The organism is Nonomuraea sp. NPDC005730, assembly GCF_040630865.1.
GTDB lineage: Bacteria > Actinomycetota > Actinomycetes > Streptosporangiales > Streptosporangiaceae > Nonomuraea.
Genome location: NZ_JBEXYK010000109.1, coordinates 1 through 16,883, shown reverse-complemented (window position 1 = coordinate 16,883; position 16,883 = coordinate 1). Strand labels below are relative to the sequence as shown.

15 protein-coding genes and 1 riboswitch are annotated in these 16,883 nt (G+C 70.9%); of the genes, 8 read left to right on the top strand and 7 right to left on the bottom strand.

Annotated elements, in window-relative coordinates; translation table 11 throughout:
• The first annotated feature begins 310 nt into the window (after positions 1 to 310).
• On the top strand, positions 311 to 2,401 hold the full coding sequence (locus tag ABZ444_RS50255; protein ID WP_358012247.1) for a S9 family peptidase: 2,091 nt from the start codon (positions 311 to 313) through the stop codon (positions 2,399 to 2,401).
• Complete coding sequence (gene mgrA / locus ABZ444_RS50250) at positions 2,398 to 3,396, top strand: L-glyceraldehyde 3-phosphate reductase (RefSeq protein WP_358012245.1); 999 nt, start codon at positions 2,398 to 2,400, stop codon at positions 3,394 to 3,396. Before ABZ444_RS50255 ends, mgrA begins: the two co-directional genes overlap by 4 nt.
• Before the next feature lie 41 nt (positions 3,397 to 3,437).
• On the opposite strand, the gene ABZ444_RS50245 is transcribed toward mgrA, so the two are convergent.
• Complete coding sequence (locus ABZ444_RS50245; RefSeq protein WP_358012242.1) at positions 3,438 to 5,813, bottom strand: lysylphosphatidylglycerol synthase transmembrane domain-containing protein; 2,376 nt, start codon at positions 5,811 to 5,813, stop codon at positions 3,438 to 3,440.
• A 401-nt stretch (positions 5,814 to 6,214) separates the two neighbouring features.
• Here ABZ444_RS50245 and ABZ444_RS50240 point away from each other — a divergent pair, with 401 nt between their 5' ends.
• Complete coding sequence (locus tag ABZ444_RS50240) at positions 6,215 to 8,227, top strand: molybdopterin oxidoreductase family protein (RefSeq protein WP_358012239.1); 2,013 nt, start codon at positions 6,215 to 6,217, stop codon at positions 8,225 to 8,227.
• Here the strand turns inward: ABZ444_RS50240 and ABZ444_RS50235 are convergent.
• Complete coding sequence (locus ABZ444_RS50235; RefSeq protein ID WP_358012237.1) at positions 8,205 to 8,966, bottom strand: hypothetical protein; 762 nt, start codon at positions 8,964 to 8,966, stop codon at positions 8,205 to 8,207. The two genes, ABZ444_RS50240 and ABZ444_RS50235, sit on opposite strands and share 23 nt — an antisense overlap.
• 94 nt (positions 8,967 to 9,060) lie before the next feature.
• Here ABZ444_RS50235 and ABZ444_RS50230 point away from each other — a divergent pair, with 94 nt between their 5' ends.
• On the top strand, positions 9,061 to 9,612 hold the full coding sequence (locus tag ABZ444_RS50230; protein WP_358012234.1) for a helix-turn-helix transcriptional regulator: 552 nt from the start codon (positions 9,061 to 9,063) through the stop codon (positions 9,610 to 9,612).
• On the opposite strand, the gene ABZ444_RS50225 is transcribed toward ABZ444_RS50230, so the two are convergent.
• Positions 9,601 to 10,527, bottom strand: a complete 927-nt coding sequence (locus ABZ444_RS50225; RefSeq protein WP_358012231.1) for a GNAT family N-acetyltransferase — start codon at positions 10,525 to 10,527, stop codon at positions 9,601 to 9,603. The two genes, ABZ444_RS50230 and ABZ444_RS50225, sit on opposite strands and share 12 nt — an antisense overlap.
• A gap of 75 nt (positions 10,528 to 10,602) precedes the next feature.
• Here ABZ444_RS50225 and ABZ444_RS50220 point away from each other — a divergent pair, with 75 nt between their 5' ends.
• Positions 10,603 to 11,052: a hypothetical protein gene (locus tag ABZ444_RS50220; protein ID WP_357986793.1), complete on the top strand. Its 450-nt coding sequence runs from the start codon at positions 10,603 to 10,605 to the stop codon at positions 11,050 to 11,052.
• Here the strand turns inward: ABZ444_RS50220 and ABZ444_RS50215 are convergent.
• From ABZ444_RS50215 to ABZ444_RS50200, 4 genes are all read right to left on the bottom strand, one after another.
• On the bottom strand, positions 11,018 to 11,941 hold the full coding sequence (locus ABZ444_RS50215) for a zinc-binding dehydrogenase (protein WP_358012228.1): 924 nt from the start codon (positions 11,939 to 11,941) through the stop codon (positions 11,018 to 11,020). The genes ABZ444_RS50220 and ABZ444_RS50215 overlap by 35 nt on opposite strands.
• Positions 11,942 to 11,965: 24 nt before the next feature.
• Positions 11,966 to 12,349 carry a VOC family protein gene (locus ABZ444_RS50210; protein WP_358012226.1) on the bottom strand — a complete coding sequence of 128 codons (384 nt, stop codon included), beginning with the start codon at positions 12,347 to 12,349 and terminating at the stop codon, positions 11,966 to 11,968.
• Positions 12,350 to 12,353: 4 nt separating this feature from the next.
• On the bottom strand, positions 12,354 to 12,674 hold the full coding sequence (locus ABZ444_RS50205) for a multidrug efflux SMR transporter (protein WP_352320519.1): 321 nt from the start codon (positions 12,672 to 12,674) through the stop codon (positions 12,354 to 12,356).
• Positions 12,675 to 12,707: 33 nt separating this feature from the next.
• Positions 12,708 to 12,768, bottom strand: a riboswitch (guanidine-III (ykkC-III) riboswitch).
• Positions 12,769 to 12,791: 23 nt separating this feature from the next.
• Positions 12,792 to 13,589 carry a methyltransferase domain-containing protein gene (locus ABZ444_RS50200; RefSeq protein WP_358012222.1) on the bottom strand — a complete coding sequence of 266 codons (798 nt, stop codon included), beginning with the start codon at positions 13,587 to 13,589 and terminating at the stop codon, positions 12,792 to 12,794.
• 103 nt (positions 13,590 to 13,692) lie between these two features.
• Here ABZ444_RS50200 and ABZ444_RS50195 point away from each other — a divergent pair, with 103 nt between their 5' ends.
• From ABZ444_RS50195 to ABZ444_RS50185, 3 genes are all read left to right on the top strand, one after another.
• On the top strand, positions 13,693 to 15,498 hold the full coding sequence (locus tag ABZ444_RS50195) for an acyl-CoA dehydrogenase (RefSeq protein ID WP_358012219.1): 1,806 nt from the start codon (positions 13,693 to 13,695) through the stop codon (positions 15,496 to 15,498).
• 60 nt (positions 15,499 to 15,558) lie between these two features.
• Positions 15,559 to 16,497: an MBL fold metallo-hydrolase gene (locus tag ABZ444_RS50190; RefSeq protein ID WP_358012216.1), complete on the top strand. Its 939-nt coding sequence runs from the start codon at positions 15,559 to 15,561 to the stop codon at positions 16,495 to 16,497.
• A 71-nt stretch (positions 16,498 to 16,568) separates the two neighbouring features.
• Positions 16,569 to 16,793 carry a hypothetical protein gene (locus ABZ444_RS50185; RefSeq protein WP_352320513.1) on the top strand — a complete coding sequence of 75 codons (225 nt, stop codon included), beginning with the start codon at positions 16,569 to 16,571 and terminating at the stop codon, positions 16,791 to 16,793.
• Positions 16,794 to 16,883 lie beyond the last annotated feature (90 nt).

Sequence of the window (16,883 nt, the reverse complement as noted above, 5' to 3'; positions counted from 1 at the left end):
AGCCGTTCAAGTCTCTGTCAAATTGACCGGACTTGCTCGACCTGCTGGAATTAAGTCGCGCCCCGCTTCCGGGACAACCCCTCTAACTTACCAGCCTGTCGCTCGGTTAGCGAACCGATCTTCAAACCCGCGAGCCAGAAGGGATTGTCGACGATACGCGTCGCAACGCACCAAAATCACCGGAGTGAAGGGAGTGGGTTGCGCCGCACCTCGTCGGCTTCTAAAGATTAGCAGCGCTCCCGACCACTCGGGACGCGTTCGCCGGCTCTCCCGGCCACAGAACGATCACGGCCGAACATAGACTCCCCCCGTGAGTAGCAACACGCCGCCAGTGGCGAAGAAGGTACCGACTGAGCGCATCCATCACGGCGACACGTTCATCGACGAGTACGCCTGGCTAAGCAACAAGGACGACCCGGACACAACGGCGTACCTGGAGGCAGAGAACGACTTTCTCAAAGAGCACACCGCGCATCTCGCCGAGCTCCAGGAGCAGGTCTTCCAGGAGATCAAGGGGCGCACCCAGGAGACCGACCTGTCGGTGCCGAGCCGCAAGGGGGCGTGGTGGTACTTCACCCGTACCGAGGAGGGCAAGCAGTACGCGGTGTCCTGCCGGGTGCCGGCCGACAGTGACGCGCCGCCGCAGATCACGCCGGGCGAGCGCCTGGAGCGCGAGCAGGTCGTCCTCGACGGCAACGAGCTCGCCGGCGACAGCGCGTTCTTCTCCGTCGGCACCAGCGCCGTCACGCCCGACGGGACGATGCTGGCCTACTCCACCGACTACAAGGGCGACGAGCGCTTCACGCTGAGGTTCAGGAACCTCGAGACGGGCGAGGTGCTGACCGACGAGATCAAGGACATCTTCTACGGCGGCGCGTGGTCTGCCGACGGCTCGGCGTTCTTCTACACGCGGGTGGACGAGGCCTGGCGTCCCTACCAGGTCTACCGGCACACCCTCGGGACGGAAGAGGACGTCCTGGTCTACGAGGAGACCGACGAGCGCTACTGGGTGGGCATCGGCCTGACCCGCAGCGAGCGGTACCTCGTGCTGGGCGCGGGCAGCAAGATCACCAGCGAGGTGCGCATCCTCGACGCCGCCGACCCCACCGGCGAGTTCCAGGTCGTCAGGCCCAGGAAGACCGGCGTGGAGTACGGCGTCGAGCACGCGGGCGACTTCTTCTACGTCCTGCACAACGAGAACGCCGAGAACTTCGAGCTGGCCACGGCCCCCATCGACGAGCCCGGCTCCTGGACCCCGCTGATCGGGCACCGCGAGGACACCAGGCTGCTGGAGATCGACGCCTTCTCCGACCACGCCGTCGTGCACTTCCGCCGTGACGGCCTGACCGGCCTGCGGGTGCTGCCCTACAGCGCCGCGGGAGCGGGCTGGCGCGAGCGCATCGAGGCCGCCGAGCGGAACGCGTACGAGATCGACTTCCCCGAGCCCCTGTACGACGTCGGCCCGGCGGGCAACCCCGAGTTCACGACGACGCGGCTCAGGCTGGCGTACACGAGCATGGTGACGCCGCCGAGCGTCTACGACTACGAGCTGGACTCGCACGAGTTGATCCTGCTCAAGCAGCGTCCGGTGCTGGGCGGCTACGACGCGGGCGACTACGAGCAGTTCCGGGAGTGGGCGACGGCCGAGGACGGCACGCGCGTGCCGATCTCGATCGTCAAGCGCAAGGACACCACGACGCCGGCCCCGACCCTGCTCTACGGCTACGGCAGCTACGAGACCTCGATCGACCCCGGGTTCTCGGTTCCCCGGCTGTCGCTGCTCGACCGCGGGTTCGTCTTCGCCATCGCGCACGTCCGGGGCGGCGGCGAGATGGGCCGTCACTGGTACGAGGACGGCAAGCTGACCAGGAAGCGGAACACGTTCACCGACTTCGTGGCGGCGGCCAGGCAGCTGAAGGCGAGCGGCTGGAGCGGGCGGATCGTCGCGCGCGGCGGCTCGGCGGGCGGGCTGCTGATGGGCGCGGTGACGAACCTGGCTCCCGAGGAGTTCGCGGGGGTGGTGGCCGAGGTGCCGTTCGTGGACTCGCTCAACACGATCCTCGACCCGTCGTTGCCGCTGACGGTGATCGAATGGGACGAGTGGGGCGACCCGCTGCACAACCCGGACGTCTACGCGTACATGAAGAGCTATTCGCCGTACGAGAACGTCGACGGCAGGGTGTACCCGCCGATCCTGGCGATCACCAGCCTGAACGACACGCGGGTGCTGTACCACGAGCCGGCCAAGTGGATCGCGCGGCTGCGGGCGACCGCGTCCGGCGGGCCGTTCCTGCTCAAGACGGAGATGGGCGCGGGGCACGGCGGGCGCAGCGGCCGGTACGACGCCTGGCGCGAGGAGGCGTTCGCGCTGTCCTGGATCATCGAGAGGGGGACGGCGTGAGCTTCGTGGCCGATGAGCGGCGTTACGAGCGTCAGCCGTACAACCGCAGCGGGCGCAGCGGGCTGCGGTTGCCGGCGGTGTCGCTGGGGTTGTGGCACAACTTCGGCGACGACCGGCCGATCGAGAACTCTCGGGCGGTGCTGCGGCGCGCGTTCGACCTCGGGGTGACGCATTTCGACCTGGCCAACAACTACGGCGTGCCGTACGGGTCGGCGGAGCGGAACTTCGGGCGGATCCTGCGGGAGGACTTCGCGGCGTACCGGGACGAGCTGGTCATCTCGACCAAGGCCGGGTACGACATGTGGCCGGGGCCGTACGGGGAGTGGGGGTCGCGCAAGTACGTGCTGGCCAGCCTCGACCAGTCGCTCGCCCGCATGGGCCTGGAGTACGTGGACGTGTTCTACAGCCACCGTCCGGACCCGGAGACGCCGCTGGAGGAGACGATGGGGGCGCTGGACCGGGCGGTGCGCTCGGGCAAGGCGCTCTACGCGGGCGTCTCCAACTACTCGGCCGAGCAGACCGCGCAGGCCGCGCGGATCATGCGCGAGCTGGGCACGCCGCTGCTCATCCACCAGCCGTCGTACTCGATGATCAACCGGTGGATCGAGGACGACGGGCTGCTCGACGTGCTGGAGGAGGCGGGCATGGGCTGCATCGTGTACTCGCCGCTGGCGCAGGGGCTGCTCACCGACCGCTACCTGGAGGGCGTGCCCGAGGGCTCGCGGGCGGCGACGAGCCGGTTCCTGAGCGCCGAGCAGATCGACCGGGACCTGGCGCGCGACCTCAACGAGATCGCCAGGGGCCGGGGGCAGACGCTGGCCCAGATGGCGCTGTCGTGGACGCTGCGCGACCCGCGGGTGACCAGCGTGCTGATCGGGGCGAGCAGTGTCCGGCAGCTGGAGGACAACGTGGCGTGCGTGGACGGCCCGGTGTTCACCGAGGGCGAGCTGGCGGCGATCGACAAGATCACCGAGCCGGTCACGTCGGCCCGCTGATCACCCGCGGCGCACGGGGCCCCGTGCCGCCCGAGGGTGGTTCACAGGGCCTCGTGCCGCTGGAGGTAGGTGAAGGCGGCCCACCCCGGCAGCACCGGCAGCCAGAACGTGAGCAGCCGGTGCAGCAGCACGGCCGAGGCCGCCAGGTCCCATTCGAGACCGGCCGCGACCAGGCCGAGGGTGAGCGCGTACTCGACGGCGCCGAGGCCGCCCGGCGTGGGGGCGGCCGAGCCGATGGCGTTGGCCGTGAGGTAGACGACGGCGACGGCGGTGAAGCTCAGTTGACCGCCGAACGCCGCGACGCAGGCGTCGAGGCAGGCCACGAACGCGATCGTGATCATGAGCGTGCCGAAGGCGGCCTCGATCATCTTGGCCGGCGACTGGAGCACGTCGAGCAGGCGGGGCAGCACGTTCGAGAACAGCCTGCGCATCCGCACGGTCACGAGCCTGCGCAGCGGCGGCACGCCGAGCACCACCGCGACCAGCAGCGCGATGGCGAGCATCGCCACGACCAGGCCGCGTGAGGGGGTGAAGGAGGTGGCGGCGTCGGAGCCGGTGATGTAGGCGAACAGCAGCAGCAGGGCGATGTGGAAGACCAGCATGATGAGCTGCGAGGCGCCCACGCTGGCCACCGCGAGCGCCGGCGCGATGCCGCGTTTCTGCAGGTAGCGGGTGTTGATCGCGACGCCGCCGACCGCGGCGGGCGCGACCAGCTTGACGAACGACGACGCGAACTGCACCAGGACGGTACGCCACAGCGGCAGGCGTTCCGGGACGAACCCGCGCAGCATGAGGGCGGCGGCGACGAAGCTGGTGAACGAGGCGATCAGCGCCAGGCCGGACCACGCCCAGTTGGCGGTGGTCGCCACCTTGTAGAGGTCGACCTTGCTGAGCTGGGACAGCACGACGTAGGCGGCGACCGTGCTGGCGATGATCGTGATCAGGGTGCGCGGGCGGAAGCGCTCCAGGCGTACCTCTTCGACCTTGCCCTGGGGCTTGAGCGCGACGATGTGGTCGCGCAGGCCCGTGAGCACGTTCTTGGCCTTGGACAGGGCCGAGCGGGTCTCCCTGGTCAGGGCGATGCGCTGGAGCAGCGGCATGGCGGCGGCCAGGGCGTCGGGGCCGATCACGGCGGCGGCGGCCCGGACCGAACGCTCGGCGCCGACGCGCAGCGCCAGGTAGGTGAGGAGCTGGGCGATGTCGAGCCGGAGCAGCAGGTCGCCGGCGGCGATCTCGCCGCTGCGGGCGTCGGTCAGCACGACCCGGCCCGCGCGGTCGAGGTGGACGCTGTCGCCGGTGAGCCGCCGGTGTGCCAGCCGCTGGATCTGCAGCAGCTCGACCTGCTCCCAGATCTGGGCGAGCAGGGCGTCGTCGATCTCGGCGTCGGGCACCTCGTCGAGCGGGCGGGTCTCGATGTGCTCGTAGGCGAGCAGGGCGGCCTCGGTGCCGATCTCGCTGGTGCCGAGCAGGCGCGGCGTGCTGGCGCCGGCGGCCTGGGCCGCGTACGCCATCAGGGCCTCGCGTTCCAGCTCGGCCCGGAGCGAGCGGATGGCCCGGCGCCTGGTCTCGGAGTTGAGCCTGATGCGCCGCCACAGCCGGTACGGCAGCCCGGCCACCTGGCGGTCGCGGTCGAGGACGGTGACGTCGAGGCTGGTGCCGTCCTTGAGGCCGATGGCGTAGCGGCGGCTGCCCTGGTGGTCGTCCTCGATGCGGCGGGCGGAGACGGGCGAGAAGGACAGCTTGCGCAGCGCGGCGACCACGGCGCTGCCGGGCGGGCGGGTGTTGGGGCTGCCGACGCCGTAGAGGGTGGCGTAGCCGATGGCCATGCCGACCAGGACGGTCACGATGGCGCTGGGCAGGGTGATCTGCCTGCCGGAGAAGTAGGTGAGGATGTAGAGGGCGATCGAGGTCCACATGAGCATGCGCCATGTGGGGCGGCGGGCGATGCGTACCGCGGTGGTGTAGGCGATCACCGAGGTGAGCAGCGTGTTCAGCGGCTCGATCGCGCGGTCGCCGGTGAGCAGGATGCGCAGGTCGGTCAGGCTGCTGGCCTCGATCCACTGGCCGAGCAGGAACGACCCGGCCATGCCGATGATGGCCGCGATCAGCCCTTCGGCGACGCGCAGGCCGTCGCGGTGGAAGACCCGCTCGACGGCGAACGCGGCGGGCACGATCAGTACGGCGGCGCTGCCGATGAAGGCCGCGACCCGGCTGAGCAGCGGGACCATCTCGGCGCCGACCTTGACGTCCTGCTCCAGGCCGTTGAGCGTCTGCTTGGCGACGAGGGCGAGCAGGATCACCGCCGCGAGCACGGTCAGCGTCGCGAAGAAGCGCAGCAGGTCGGACGGCCGCCGCAACCGCTGGGGAAGGAGCGGCTCGACTACGTAGACGCCGCCGTCGGCGCGTGGCTCGGCCACGGCTGGATCCCCCTCCGCGAGGTCCTCCGTGTCATCGTCTCGTTCCCTGATTTCGGCCACCGACAGTGATTCTGCACCTTCCCGGCCGGACCGTACGATCTCTGTTCTCCAGTGTCCTCGTTCGCCGCTCCGGCGCGCGCACCGGGTGAGGACCCGACCAGCATCGACCTGCCCTCGTCGCCCCCGACGCCCCGACGCCCGGCGCACACGGGGGAAACCGCGCGGCCGGGCGGCCCGGTCACGACGCGTCGGCCGAGTACGTCGCGGCCAGGCTGCGCGAGGCAGGGTACACGGTGGAACTCCAACCGCTCACCTTTGACTTCTTTCACGAGGTCGGCTCGGCGGTGTCGCGGGCGCGGGCGGTCCCCCGCCACGGCTGTCTCTCGACGTAGGCTGTGCGCATGTCGGGTGATTTGAGGGTTTTGGGGGCATGTCCGCTTGACTGCCCGGACACCTGCTCCTGGGTCGTGACCGTGCGGGACGGGCAGGCCGTCAAGATGCGCGGCAACCCCGACCACCCCTACACCCGCGGCGCGCTGTGCGTGAAGGTCAACCGGTACCTGGAGCACACGCAGGCGGACGACCGCATCCTGTACCCGATGCGGCGCACCGGGCCGAAGGGGTCGGGGCAGTTCGAGCGGATCACCTGGGACGAGGCGCTCGACGAGATCTCGGCGCGGCTGCGGACCATCGTGGACGAGCACGGCGGCGAGGCGATCTGGCCGTACCTGGGCACCGGGTCGCTGGGTTACCTCCAGGGCTGCGAGGGCGTGGCGGGCCGCCGGTTCTGGAACGTGCTGGGGGCGTCCAAGCACTGGCTGAACATCTGCTCGGCGGCCGGCAGCAGCGGGCTGATGAAGGCCAACGGCACTGCGGGCGGCATGGACCCGGAGAACTTCGCCCAGGCCAGGCTGATCCTGCTCTGGGGCACGAACACGCTGACCAGCGGCCACCACCTGTGGAAGTTCATCCAGGACGCCCGCGCGGACGGCGCGTACGTGGTCGCCATCGACCCCATCCGCACCAGGACCGCCGATCAGGCCGACCAGCACCTGGCGATCAGGCCGGGCACGGACGCCGCGCTCGCGCTCGGGCTGCTCAACGTCGTGCTGGCGGAGAACGCCCAGGACGAGGAGTTCCTGGCCGAGCACACCGAGGGCTGGGAGGCCTTCCGCAAGGAGATCCTGGAGTACCCGGTGGAGCGGGTGGCGGAGATCACCGGCATCCCCGCCGAGGACGTCCACAGCCTGGGGATGCGCCTGGCCCACACCCGGCCGACCGCGATCCGCGCCACCATGGGCATCCAGCGGCACGCCGGCGGCGGCACCGCGATGCGCACGATCGCCGCGATCCCCGGCGTGACCGGCGACTGGCGGCATCCGGGCGGCGGCGTGGCGTACTCGACGAGCGGTCACGTGCGCGTGACCGTCGACACCCGCGACGATCTGCTGGCCAAGCCGGTGCGCACGCTGGTCATGACCAAGCTCGGCTCCCAGCTCGACGACGTGAGATGTCTGTGGGTGTACGCCGCCAACCCGCTCGGCTCGACCCCCGACGCCAACACGATCAGGCGGCAGCTCGCCCGCGAGGACCTGTTCACGGTCGTCATGGAGCAGTTCCCGACCGACACCACGGACTACGCCGACATCGTGCTGCCCGCGACCATGCAGACCGAGCACATGGACCTGCACGCCGGGTACGGCCACATGTACCTGCTGTGGAACGAACCCGCCGTGCCGCCGCCCGGCGAGTGCCTGTCCACGACCGAGACCTTCCGCCGGCTGGCCGCGCACATGGGGCTGACCGAGCCGTCCCTGTACGACTCCGACCTGGAGCTGGCCGAGTCGCTGCTGTCGGGCGGGCACCCGTCGCTCGAAGGCGTCACGCTGGACCGGCTGCGCAAGGAGGGGTGGGTGCGGATGAACTACCCCAAGCCGTTCGCGCCGTTCGCCGAGGGCTTCCCGACACCTTCCGGGCGGCTGCGCTTCCCGCCCGCCGGGAAGGCGTACGTGCCCTCGCACACGGCGGTCGCCGACCGGTCGGCGTACCCGCTGACGCTGGTCACGCCGGCCTCGCACACGTTCCTGAACACGATCTTCGCCAACAATCCGGAGCTGCGGCGGCGGGCCAAGGGGCCGGCCGTGCTGGTGAACCCGGCCGACGCGGCGGCCCGCGGGCTGGTGGCCGGGCAGCGCGTACGGGTGCACAACGACGGCGGCGAGTTCCTGGCCGACGTGGAGATCAGCGACCGGGTCGCGCCCGGCGTGGTGGCCTCGCCCAAGGGCCGGTGGCCCAAGCTGACCCCGGGCGGCGCGAACGCCAACGCGGTCGTGGCCGAGCGGGACGGCGACATGGGCAGGGGGCCCGCCTTCCACGACAACCTGGTCGAGATCAGCCCTTGTGCCGGTCCATGAACGCCACGACCGTGTCGAGCACCTTGGCGGCGTGAGGGCTGCCGAACAGGGCCGAGGCGTGCAGCGACTCGCCGGGGATGACCAGCACCTGGCTGTCCGGGGCCTTGGTCGCGGCGGCCTCGGCCTCGCGCATCGACCCGGCGCCGCCGTAGGAGTCGTGCTCGGAGCCGATCTGCAGCAGCGGCACGGTGAGCGCGGCGGCGTCGCCCTTGTCGATCTCGCCTGACAGGGCGACGACGCCGGCCACCTCGGCGCCCAGCCGCTCGGCCGCCGGGACCGAGGCCGTGGCGCCGATCGAGCCGCCGACCAGGAACAGCCGCTCGACACCCTTCTCCTTGGCCAGGCGCTTGCCCATGGCGACCGCGCCGTCCTCGGGGAGGAGGCCGGCGTCCCTGGCGTACAGCAGGACGCGGTAGCCGGCGGCGACCAGGCGGTCCGACAGCGGGCGCCAGGAGCACACGGTGCCGCGGCGCTCGTAGGTGATCACCACGCCCACCGGGCCGTCGCCGGTGATCACGCCGGGCAGGCCGCGGACGTGGGTGAAGATCTTGCCGTCCTGCTCGGTGAAGCAGCCCGAGACGTTGGGGCCGGTGGGCGGCGCGCTCTGGGTGGGCGCGCTCGTGGCGGGGGTCGTCTCCGTGGCGGAGGCGGGGGACTCGGCGGCCGTCGTACGGACGGCGGTGGTGCCGGTGCCGACCGTGCCCCCGCAGCCGGTCAGCCCCATGGTGAGGAGTGCCATCCATCCGACGATCTTTCGCATGGCCGCCGCGCCCTTCTCCCCGACTATGTCTGAACTGACATAGTGCCGCAAGCACCATATCCTTGGACCCACCATGACCTCAACGCTCGGATACGCGATCCTGGCCGTGCTGGCGCGCGGCGATCGCACCGGTTACGACCTCGCGGCGGCCATGCGGCGGCCGGTCGGCTACTTCTGGACGGCCGGTCACAGCCAGATCCACGCCGAGCTGCAGAAACTGCGGGCGGCCGGGCTGGTCGGGTTCGAGAGCGCGCACGGGCCGGGGCCGCAGGCCAAGAAGGTCTACCACCTGACCGCCGAGGGCCTGGCGGCGCTGCGGGCATGGGTCACCGAGCCGCCGCGCGAGCGGCCGGAGCGCGACGAGCTCGTGCTGAAGACGTACGCGGCGTGGCTGGCCGAGCCGGAGTCGCTGCGGCGGCTGTTCGCCGACCAGCTCGCCGCGCACGAGGAGCGGCTGGCCGACTACGAGCGGCAGGAGGCGTCGTTCGGCGGGCGGCCGGCCTTCGGCGACCCGGGGTTCGGCGGCTACGCGACGCTGCGCTGCGGGCTGAGCTACGAGCGGCACCGGGCCGAGTGGTGCCGCTGGATGCTGACCCAGCTGGGCGACGGCGGGTCAGCCGAGTGAGAGCTTGTAGCCCTCGTGGGAGGCGGTGAAGCCGAGCGCGCCGTAGAAGCGGTGGGCGTCGGTACGCGACTTGTCGGAGGTGAGCTGGACGACGGCGCAACCCCTGGCCCGCGCCCGGTCGATGGCCCACTGGATCATCTTGCCGCCGAGCCCCTGGCCGCGCGTCGAGGCGGCCACCCTGACGGCCTCGATCTGGCACCGCTCGGAGCCCAGCCGCGACAGCCCGGCCAGGTACGTGAGCTGCATCGTGCCGACCACCTCGCCCTCCCGCTCGGCCACGATCAGCTCGTCGTGCGGGTTGGCCTCGATGCGGTCGAAGGCCATCAGGTAGCGGGTGTCGTCGGGGGCTCCCTCGCGGGCGGCGCCGAGCGGGTCGTCGGCCAGCAGCCGGACGATGGCCGGGACGTCCTCCTTGCGCGCCTGGCGGAACAGCAGGGACAGCACGTAGTGGGACTCCATCAGGGACGGGTTGGAGGGCAGGGCCATGACCTTGCCGCTGCGGACGAAGCCCTTGGCCCCGTAGAGCGCGCGGGCGGCGTGGTTGCGGTCGACGGCCCAGAGCTGCACCTGCTCGGCCCCTGCCGAACGGGCCCACTCGACGGACCGGTCGACCAGCCGGGAGGCGAGCCCGCGCCCCCTGGCCTCGGGGGCGACCCACATGGACAGCAGGTGGGCGCCGGACTCCTCCAGGAGCATGCACACCAGGCCGACGTCGCCCAGGCCGTCGGCCTCGGCCACCCACCACCGCGAGTGCGAGTTCTTCAGCCGCTCGGCCCATTCCTCGGCGGAGAACCCGGCCTCGCGCGCGTAGGAGGAGCCGAACGCGTCCGGTGACTCCTGCAGCGCCCGCAGCCGGACGTCCTTCAGCCGCTCCCCGTCGTCCGGCCCCAACTGCACAATGGCGATTTCCGTCATACGGGAATCATGTCAGGGACAGGTCAGGGTCCGTCCCCGATGCCTCCTGGGGGCCCGCGGCGGCACCATGAGGACATGAACGAAATCAGTAGACGCGATGAGGTCTCACTGTCCGCGGCGGCCCTGCGGGGCGCCCCTTGGAAGACCGCCGCCATCGGCGGCGCAGTGGTGTCGGCCGCCAGCTTCGGGATGGGCGCGCTCACCGGCGACGGTGACCTGGTCTGGGCCCTGGGCCTCGGCATCAGTCTGTTCGCGCTGATCGCCGCGATCGGCTCGGTCGCCAAGCCGAACGAGGGCGACCGCGTCACCCGCCAGGCCCGGCTCTGGTCGCTGCGGCACCCGTGGAAGTTCGCGCTCCTGCCCGCCGCGATCACGGCGGTGCTCGACTACCCGGTGCAGCTCGTGCTCGACGACGAGGGCGTGTTCGGCTCGGCCGTGCAGGCGATGTGGCACGGCGCGCTGGTCTACCTGATCGCCGCGATCCTGACCCTCACGATGAAGGGACGAGCACGATCTTCCCAGTGACCCGCCGCTCCAGCAGGTCGTCCATGGCCCGGCCCGCCTCCGCCAGCGGCCTGACCTCCGGCGCCGCCGGGACGATGCCCGGCATCGCCAGCAGACCCTCGAGCATGGCCCGGTTCTCCGCCGCGTGGCCCATCGACCACGCTCCCCAGTCGACGCCCACCACAGCCCGGTTACGCAGCAGCACCTGGTTGGCCGGCAGCCTCGCGATCGCGCCCGAGGCGAACCCGACGACCAGGAGCCGCCCGCCCTCGCGCAGCCCGCGAAGGGCCTGCTCGGACAGCTCGCCGCCGACCGGGTCGACGGCCACGTCCACGGCCCACGCCCTGGCCGCTTCCTTCAGCCCGTCGTAGCCGATCACGTCGTCGGCTCCCGCCCGCCGGGCGCGCTCCCTCTTCTCGCCGGTGGACGCCGCCGCCAGCACGACGGCGCCGAGCGCCTTGGCGACTTGGACCACGGCCAGCCCCACACCGCCGCCCGCCCCGAGCACGAGCACCCGCTCGCCGGGCAGCAGCCGGCCGCGCTCGCTGAGCGCGTACATGGCGGTGCAGTAGCTCTGCGGGAACGCCGCCGCCGCGAGCACGTCGAAACCCTCGGGCAGCGGTACGGCCTGCGCCCGGTGCACCAGCACCCGCGTGGCGAAGCCGCCCAGCCCGGTGATCGCCACCACCCTGCCGCCGTCGGGCAACCGCCCGGCCACCTCGTAGCCGGGGGTGAAGGGCAGCGGCGGCCTGATCTGGTAGCCGCCGCGCACCATCAGCCCGTCCACGAAGTTGACCCCGGCCGCCTCGACCTCGACGACCACCTGGTCAGGACCGGGGACGGGATCGGGCAGCTCGGCCAGCCGGACCGGCTTGCCGTATTCGGTGCAGACGACGGCCCTCACGCTCATGGGCCCAGCTTCACCGACAGAACATCATTCCGGCAAGGCCCTCTCGGCCTCGCTCCGGCACACGCAGAACTCGTTCCCCTCGGGGTCGAGCATGGTCACCCAGCCCGTGCCGTCGGGCCTGCGCTGGTCCTGGAAGACGGTCGCGCCGAGGCCGAGCAGCCGCTCGACCTCCTCGTCACGCGTACGGCCCGCGGTGCCGTTGACGTCGAAATGAACCCGGTTCTTGCCGGCCTTGGCCTCGGGCACCCGGATGAACAGCAGGAACGGGCCCTGCGGCGTACGCAGCATCACCTCGTCGGCGCCCGGCTTGTCACCCTCGCCCAACGGCCACCCGGTGGCCTGGCTCCACCAGTTCGCGATCTCGTAGGGGTCGGTGGCGTCGACGGTGATGGCATGGATCTCAATCATCGCACTAGTGTCCACCAGCCAGATTGAGCCCCACGACACCGGCCAGGATCAGCGCGATCGAGGTCAGGCGCAACGGCGACACGTCGTCGCCCATGGCGACCATGCCGAGGATCGCGGTGCCGACGGCCCCGATGCCGGTCCACACGGCGTACGCGGTGCCGACCTCCAGGGACTTGAGCGCGTAGGCGAGCAGCCCGAAGCTGAGGGCGGCCGTGGCCAGGAAGGACAGGGTCCACCACAGGTTGCTGAGGCCGTTGCTGAGCTTGAGCGACAGTGCCATGGCCACCTCGAACAGGCCGGCCAGCACGATGAGGATCCACGCCATGATCAGTACTCCTGAGGACGAGACGTACAGGTACGTGCGTCGTCTTGGCGTTCCGGGTACGGCGCGTCTCGTCCGGGAGCGGTCAGCTCAATGCGTACAACGGCTCAGAGAAACGGATCATTCCCACCAGACGGTGACCCACCGGTCGCGCGGCACCGGCCACATGCCCAGCTCGACGGCGGTCTCGGCCACCTCCTCCATCCTGGACGGGTCGAGGCACACCCGGCGGCAGGCGCTCTCGGCCAGCTCCTCGACGGTCGTGAAACGTTCCAGGGGCGCCTCCCGCTCCTCCACGCGCACGGGGAAGCCCAGCGCCGCGGCCAGGGCCACGCAGTCTTCGGCGATGGGCCGGACCGGGCGGTCGACGCCGTGGAAGTGCTGCCAGAGCGGCGTCATCCAGCTCATGGGATGACGGTGCGACAGTTCGAGCACCACCCGGCCGTGGGTGCGGCGGTCGAGCGCCTGGAGGAACTCCGCCAGGTCGGGCACGTTGTAGACCACGTGCGCGGCGACGGACACGTCAGCCACCGGCACCTGGTCGGCCACGTCGGGCCAGCGCCCCTCGACGGTGGTGGCGGGCACGCCGAGGTTCATCGCCCTGACCTTCAGGCCCTCCAGCATGGGCGCGGACGTGTCGACCGCGTAGAGATGGCCGATGCGCTCGCGCAGCGGCAGTGACGCGGCGCCGGGGCCCGAGCCGACGTCGAGCAGCGTGCCCTTGTCGGGCAGCGCCTCGGCGAGCCGGGTCATGGTCGGGCCGTCGTCGGGCTCGGCCAGCGCCCGGTCGGTCCGCGTGGCGAACCGGGCCGGTGAATGGCTCCACGGGTCGGCCGGAGCCTTGGCCAGGATCTCCTCGGGGATGGCCCAGGATTCCAGTCGCTCCCGCCATCTGGTGGCGAGTTCTTCGGCGTCCATGGAGTCGAGCATGCCACGCATGGGCGGGGTTACCCGCGGGTAGCATTGCAGGTAAGGTTACTGGCCAGTACATGAAGACCTCGGTTCAAGGAGATCTGCACCCATGGGCCACTACAAGAGCAACGTGCGTGACCTGGAATTCAACCTCTTCGAGGTGTTCGGTCGACGCGAGATCCTCGGCACCGGGCCCTTCGGCGAAGTGGACGAGGACGTCGCGCGGAGCATCCTGGACGAGGTCAACAGGCTGGCGACCGGCGTGCTCGCCGACTCCTTCGAGGAGGGCGACCGCACCCCGCCGGTGTTCGACCCCGCGACGAGCACGGTGACCGTCCCGGACGGCGTCAAGAAGTCGTTCAAGGCGCTGATGGACGGCGGCTGGGCGCACCTCGACCTGCCCGCCGAGCTGGGCGGCCCCGGCATCCCGCGCACCCTCGCCTGGGCGACGGCCGAGATGGTGCTCGGCTCCAACCCGGCCCTGTACATGTACGCCGCCGGCCCCAACTTCGCCTACACCCTGTGGAAGCTGGGCACGCCGGAGCAGAAGCGCTTCGCCGAGCTGGCCATCGAGAAGAACTGGGGCGCCACCATGGTGCTCACCGAGCCGGACGCGGGCTCGGACGTCGGCGCCGGCCGGGCCAGGGCGGTCCGGCAGCCCGACGGCACCTGGCACATCGAGGGCGTCAAGCGCTTCATCACCAGCGCCGAGCACGACATGGCCGACAACATCTTCCACCTGGTCCTGGCCCGTCCCGAAGGCCACGGTCCCGGCACCAAGGGCCTGTCGATGTTCCTGGTGCCCAAGTTCCACGTGGACCTGGAGACCGGCGAGCTGGGCGAGCGCAACGGCGCCTACGTCACCAACGTCGAGAAGAAGATGGGCCTGAAGGTCTCCACGACCTGCGAGCTCACCTTCGGCGACAAGCACCCGGCGATCGGCTGGCTGGTCGGCGACGTGCACGAGGGCATCAAGCAGATGTTCATGGTGATCGAGCACGCCCGCATGATGGTCGGCACCAAGGCCATCGCCACGCTCTCCACCGGCTACCTGAACGCCCTCGACTACGCCAAGTCCCGCTACCAGGGCGCGGACCTGACCAAGATGGCCGACAAGTCCGCCCCCCGGGTGACCATCGCCCACCACCCGGACGTGCGCCGCGAGCTGATGCTGCAGAAGTCGTACGCCGAGGGCATGCGTGCCCTGGTCCTCTACACGGCCACCTTCCAGGACGCCCTCCTGATCGACCCGGCGGACCGGCACGCCGAGGCCATGAACGACCTGCTGCTGCCCCTGGTCAAGGGCGTCGGCTCCGAGCGCTCGTACGAGCTGCTGGCCCGCTCGCTGCAGACCCTGGGCGGTTCGGGCTACCTGCAGGACTACCCGATCGAGCAGTACATCCGCGACGCCAAGATCGACTCCCTGTACGAGGGCACCACCGCGATCCAGGGCCTCGACCTGTTCTTCAGGAAGATCCTGCGCAACCAGGGCGCCGCGGTGGGCGCGCTGCTCGCCGAGATCAACGAGTTCGCCGCCTCCGAGGCGGGCAACGGCCGGCTCAAGGAGGAGCGCAAGCTGCTCGCCGAGGCCGCCGCCGAGGTCAAGGTCATGGGCGACACCATGGCCGGCTGGGCGCTCGGCTCGCTGGAGAAGCCGGCGGAGGTCTACAAGGTCGGCCTGAACAGCACCCGGTTCCTGCTCTCGCTGGGCGACCTGGTGATCGGCTGGCTGCTGCTGCGCCAGGCCGAGGTGGCCCTGGCCCGGCTGGCCGAGTCGGAGGACCCGTTCTACCAGGGCAAGGTGGCCGCGGCGTCGTTCTTCGCCACGACCGTGCTGCCCAGGCTGGCGGCCGAGCGGCGCGTCCTCGCCGCCACCGGCCAGGATCTCATGGAGCTTCCCGAAGAGGCCTTCTGAGCCACCGCTTGTGACGCCCGCTCCCGCTCCGGGGGCGGGCGTCGCTGTTAGGTTCCGGGCATGAGCTCGTCATCTCATGACCACCCCCTGCCCCCGCCGCGCGTCGAAGAGGTCTCCGAGGGCGTCTACGCCTACGTCCAGCCCGACGGGAGCTGGTGGATCAACAACACCGGCTTCCTGGCCGGGCGGCGCGGCGTGATCTGCGTGGACGCCTGCTCGACCGAGCGCCGCACCCGCGACCTGCGGGCGGCCGTCGGCAAGGTCAGCGGCAGGCCGATCACCACGCTGGTCAACACCCACCACCACGGCGACCACACCTTCGGCAACTGGCTGTTCCCCGAGGCCACGATCGTCGGGCACGAGGGCGTACGCGCCCAGATCCTGGCCGACGGGGTCCCGGCGTACCGGGGCGCGTGGTCGCCGGAGGTGGTGTGGGGGGCGATGGAGGTCGCGCCGCCGTTCCTGACGTACACCGAGGGGGTCACCCTCTACTCCGACGACCTGCGCTGCGAGGTGCGGCACGTCGGGCCGGCCGCGCACACGACCAACGACTCGATCGTCTGGATCCCGGAGCGGCGGGTGTTGTTCTCCGGCGACCTGGTCTTCAACGGCGGCACGCCGTTCGTCCTGATGGGCTCGGTGGCCGGGACGATCGCCGCCCTGGACACGCTCAGGGAGCTGGGCGCGGAGACGGTCGTCCCCGGGCACGGCGAGGTGTGCGGGCCGGAGGTCTACGACCGGGTCGAGGGCTACCTGCGGTTCGTCCAGGAGACCGCCCGGCGGGGCCGCGCGGCCGGCATGACCCCCCTGGAAGCGGCGCGGGAGACCGACCTCGGCGACTGGGGCACGCTGCTCGACCCCGAACGCCTCGTGGGCAACCTGCACCGGGCCTACGCCGAGCTGGACGGCCGCCCGCCCGGCGCGCCGATCGACGTCGGCGCGGCCGTCCAGGACATGATCGCCTACAACGGCGGACGGCCACTGTCCTGTCTCGCCTGACGCGGCGGGGGTGTGGTCACCGATACCCGGGTATGACCGTGGGCACATCTCGCCTTTGCCTGGAGGTCGTCATGGGTGTCGGGGTCAGCATCTTCTTCCTCACGCTCGGCGCCATCCTGCGGTTCGCCATCGAACCCGACGTGTTCGGTCAGAGCGTGCACATGGACATCATCGGCGTCATCTTCATGATCGTCGGAGGCGTCGGCGTCGTGCTCAGCATCGTGCTCGCGCCCCGGCGCGGGCGCACCTCCGAGGACCGGCTGATGCACCGCGAGAACCACCCGCCCGAGTTCTAGAGGCAACGCCGTTCAGTTAAGGGAGAGGGCGGTTGGTCAAGACCGGTGAACAAAACAGCGGAGCCGCTGTAGAAGAGGTCTGTCACTCCA

Excerpts from the sequence above, each read along its gene's own strand:
- ABZ444_RS50240 (WP_358012239.1), top strand. The coding sequence starts at position 6,215 with ATGTCGGGTGATTTGAGGGTTTTGGGGGCATGTCCGCTTGACTGCCCG.
- ABZ444_RS50235 (WP_358012237.1), bottom strand. The coding sequence starts at position 8,966 with ATGGCACTCCTCACCATGGGGCTGACCGGCTGCGGGGGCACGGTCGGC.
- ABZ444_RS50230 (WP_358012234.1), top strand. The coding sequence starts at position 9,061 with ATGACCTCAACGCTCGGATACGCGATCCTGGCCGTGCTGGCGCGCGGC.
- ABZ444_RS50225 (WP_358012231.1), bottom strand. The coding sequence starts at position 10,527 with ATGACGGAAATCGCCATTGTGCAGTTGGGGCCGGACGACGGGGAGCGG.
- ABZ444_RS50220 (WP_357986793.1), top strand. The coding sequence starts at position 10,603 with ATGAACGAAATCAGTAGACGCGATGAGGTCTCACTGTCCGCGGCGGCC.
- ABZ444_RS50215 (WP_358012228.1), bottom strand. The coding sequence starts at position 11,941 with ATGAGCGTGAGGGCCGTCGTCTGCACCGAATACGGCAAGCCGGTCCGG.
- ABZ444_RS50210 (WP_358012226.1), bottom strand. The coding sequence starts at position 12,349 with ATGATTGAGATCCATGCCATCACCGTCGACGCCACCGACCCCTACGAG.
- ABZ444_RS50205 (WP_352320519.1), bottom strand. The coding sequence starts at position 12,674 with ATGGCGTGGATCCTCATCGTGCTGGCCGGCCTGTTCGAGGTGGCCATG.
- ABZ444_RS50200 (WP_358012222.1), bottom strand. The coding sequence starts at position 13,589 with ATGGACGCCGAAGAACTCGCCACCAGATGGCGGGAGCGACTGGAATCC.
- ABZ444_RS50195 (WP_358012219.1), top strand. The coding sequence starts at position 13,693 with ATGGGCCACTACAAGAGCAACGTGCGTGACCTGGAATTCAACCTCTTC.
- ABZ444_RS50190 (WP_358012216.1), top strand. The coding sequence starts at position 15,559 with ATGAGCTCGTCATCTCATGACCACCCCCTGCCCCCGCCGCGCGTCGAA.
- ABZ444_RS50185 (WP_352320513.1), top strand. The coding sequence starts at position 16,569 with ATGGGTGTCGGGGTCAGCATCTTCTTCCTCACGCTCGGCGCCATCCTG.